General features: G+C 43.8%; 18 tRNA genes. All 18 read left to right on the top strand.

What is annotated here, in order from left to right:
- Nucleotides 1-58 precede the first annotated feature (58 nt).
- Nucleotides 59-131, top strand: a tRNA-Val gene (locus FC37_RS09035).
- 2 nt (nt 132-133) lie between these two features.
- Nucleotides 134-206, top strand: a tRNA-Lys gene (locus tag FC37_RS09030).
- 12 nt (nt 207-218) lie between these two features.
- Nucleotides 219-300 (top strand) — tRNA-Leu (locus tag FC37_RS09025).
- 24 nt (nt 301-324) lie between these two features.
- A tRNA-Thr gene (locus FC37_RS09020) sits at nt 325-397 on the top strand.
- Between the two features lie 10 nt (nt 398-407).
- Nucleotides 408-479, top strand: a tRNA-Gly gene (locus tag FC37_RS09015).
- Between the two features lie 11 nt (nt 480-490).
- Nucleotides 491-576 (top strand) — tRNA-Leu (locus FC37_RS09010).
- An 8-nt stretch (nt 577-584) separates the two neighbouring features.
- A tRNA-Arg gene (locus FC37_RS09005) sits at nt 585-658 on the top strand.
- A gap of 5 nt (nt 659-663) precedes the next feature.
- Nucleotides 664-737 (top strand) — tRNA-Pro (locus FC37_RS09000).
- A gap of 30 nt (nt 738-767) precedes the next feature.
- Nucleotides 768-841: transfer RNA gene (locus tag FC37_RS08995), tRNA-Met, on the top strand.
- Nucleotides 842-853: 12 nt separating this feature from the next.
- Nucleotides 854-927: transfer RNA gene (locus FC37_RS08990), tRNA-Ile, on the top strand.
- 20 nt (nt 928-947) lie between these two features.
- Nucleotides 948-1,021, top strand: a tRNA-Met gene (locus FC37_RS08985).
- Between the two features lie 3 nt (nt 1,022-1,024).
- Nucleotides 1,025-1,098: transfer RNA gene (locus FC37_RS08980), tRNA-Asp, on the top strand.
- Nucleotides 1,099-1,104: 6 nt separating this feature from the next.
- Nucleotides 1,105-1,177, top strand: a tRNA-Phe gene (locus FC37_RS08975).
- A 19-nt stretch (nt 1,178-1,196) separates the two neighbouring features.
- Nucleotides 1,197-1,267: transfer RNA gene (locus tag FC37_RS08970), tRNA-Gly, on the top strand.
- A gap of 6 nt (nt 1,268-1,273) precedes the next feature.
- Nucleotides 1,274-1,348, top strand: a tRNA-Ile gene (locus FC37_RS08965).
- Between the two features lie 2 nt (nt 1,349-1,350).
- Nucleotides 1,351-1,440 (top strand) — tRNA-Ser (locus FC37_RS08960).
- 729 nt (nt 1,441-2,169) lie between these two features.
- Nucleotides 2,170-2,241: transfer RNA gene (locus FC37_RS08955), tRNA-Glu, on the top strand.
- Between the two features lie 37 nt (nt 2,242-2,278).
- A tRNA-Ser gene (locus FC37_RS08950) sits at nt 2,279-2,365 on the top strand.
- The last annotated feature ends 2 nt before the right edge of the window (nt 2,366-2,367 follow it).

Genomic DNA, 2,367 nt, shown 5'->3' with positions numbered 1-2,367 from the left:
AACGCCGAAAGTAGTTGGTGGGCAACTGCCTGCGAGGAAAGGAAGCTGCCGTGCTCATGGAGGATTAGCTCAGCTGGGAGAGCATCTGCCTTACAAGCAGGAGGTCACAGGTTCGAGCCCTGTATCCTCCATCGAGTCGTTAGCTCAGTTGGTAGAGCAACGGACTTTTAATCCGTGGGTCGAGGGTTCAAGTCCCTCACGGCTCATGACCCTAATTTGCGGGTGTGGCGGAATTGGCAGACGCGCTAGATTTAGGTTCTAGTGTTTTCGGACGTGTGGGTTCAAGTCCCACCACCCGTATTGCCAACCACATATTGACAATATGCCGATTTAGCTCAGTTGGTAGAGCATCTGTCTTGTAAACAGGGGGTCGTACGTTCAAGTCGTATAATCGGCATTTATATTTTGCGGAAGTAGTTCAGTGGTAGAACATCACCTTGCCATGGTGGGGGTCGCGGGTTCGAATCCCGTCTTCCGCTTTCATCAACACGCCGGAGTGGCGGAATTGGTAGACGCACGGGACTTAAAATCCCGCGGTTGGTTTCAACCGTATCGGTTCGACTCCGATCCCCGGCATTGATGATGCGCCCTTAGCGCAACTGGATAGAGTGTCTGACTACGAATCAGAAGGTTGAAGGTTCAAATCCTTCAGGGCGCATATAACGGGAAATGGCTCAGTTTGGTAGAGCACCTGGTTTGGGACCAGGGGGTCGCAGGTTCGAATCCTGTTTTCCCGATTGTATCTAAATGGTATTAGTTACATTTTTGGCGGTGTAGCTCAGCTGGCTAGAGCGTCCGGTTCATACCCGGGAGGTCGAGGGTTCGATCCCCCCCGCCGCTATATTGTAAACTTGGACCTTTAGCTCAGTTGGTTAGAGCAGACGGCTCATAACCGTCCTGTCGTAGGTTCGAGTCCTACAAGGTCCATTACATATGTATATTAATATCGCGGGATGGAGCAGTCTGGTAGCTCGTCGGGCTCATAACCCGAAGGTCGTTGGTTCAAATCCAGCTCCCGCAATTTGGTCCATTGGAGCAGTGGTTTATCTCGCCTCCCTGTCACGGAGGAGATCGTGGGTTCAAATCCCACATGGACCGTAAGATGGCTCGGTAGCTCAGTTGGTAGAGCAAAGGATTGAAGCTCCTTGTGTCGGCGGTTCGATTCCGTCCCGCGCCATTCATTTTTTATATTAGGTGCGGGTATAGTTTAGTGGTAAAACGAAAGCCTTCCAAGCTTTAGTCGCGAGTCCGATTCTCGTTACCCGCTTTATATGGGCCTATAGCTCAGCTGGTTTAGAGCGCACGCCTGATAAGCGTGAGGTCGATGGTTCAAGTCCATTTAGGCCCATTGGAGACTTACTCAAGTGGCTGAAGAGGCGCCCCTGCTAAGGGTGTAGATCGGGTTATTCCGGTGCGAGGGTTCGAATCTCTCAGTCTCCGTAATTAAAAAGTCTTAACGTAAGATTTTGAATCTGCGTTAGGACTTTTTTGTTTTTCATTATGTTCTGATAAAACAGATTTAATTGCTTCTCATGTTGATGAAAGAAAGAGAAAAAGTATCTTTTGATTGGAGGGCTATAAAACAGTCTTAGATTTAGTAAAAAATCTGAAGAGCGTAAGCAAGACATATTTAATGCTTCCAAGCTATATTTAAAGCAATAAAAATTGAATATCAAATCGTCTGACAGGTTACAAATAATATTTCAATGCTTCAATAATATCGTAAAAATTCAAAATTAAGGGCTGAAACCTGTAAGTAAAAATATATGAGGTCTTATATGTGTTTAATACTTCCAAAATCTGCGAATTTATAAAACTCAGGAAATAAATATTCTCGGAATTAAAAATTTGCGATATCAGAAGAGAAACTAAATAAAAAGGACTTAGTATCCAAATAACCGTAAATTAGCCTTATATCAGACAATATTGCAGGATAGAGGCTTATTTTGGCTAATAACAAGCTATAAAAATAGGCGATAGGCGATATAAAAAAAGCAAAATAAAAAAATTGAAAAAAAGCCTTGCATTTTAGATTAATATCTATTAATATTAAATACGTTGTGATTGAGGGATCACATCGATGACTTAAAAGTTTTAAAAGATAAAAAAGTTCTTGACTTTTAAAACTTATTTAGTTATTATAATAAAGTGCTCTTCGTTAAGAGACATGACCCGTTGGTCAAGTGGTTAAGACACGGCCCTTTCACGGCCGTAACATGGGTTCAAATCCCGTACGGGTCATTTACCATTTTAATATATTTTGGTACTTACAGCTAATGGAGGATTACCCAAGTGGCTTAAGGGGACGGTTTTGAAAACCGTTAGGCGGTTCTGCCGCGCGTGGGTTCAAATCCCACATCCTCCTTA

The sequence above is a fragment of the Lactobacillus gallinarum DSM 10532 = JCM 2011 genome, assembly GCF_001434975.1.
Taxonomy (GTDB): Bacteria; Bacillota; Bacilli; order Lactobacillales; family Lactobacillaceae; genus Lactobacillus; species Lactobacillus gallinarum.
The sequence above is the reverse complement of the archived record's forward strand: the minus strand, read 5'-3'. Positions and strand labels throughout refer to the sequence as shown.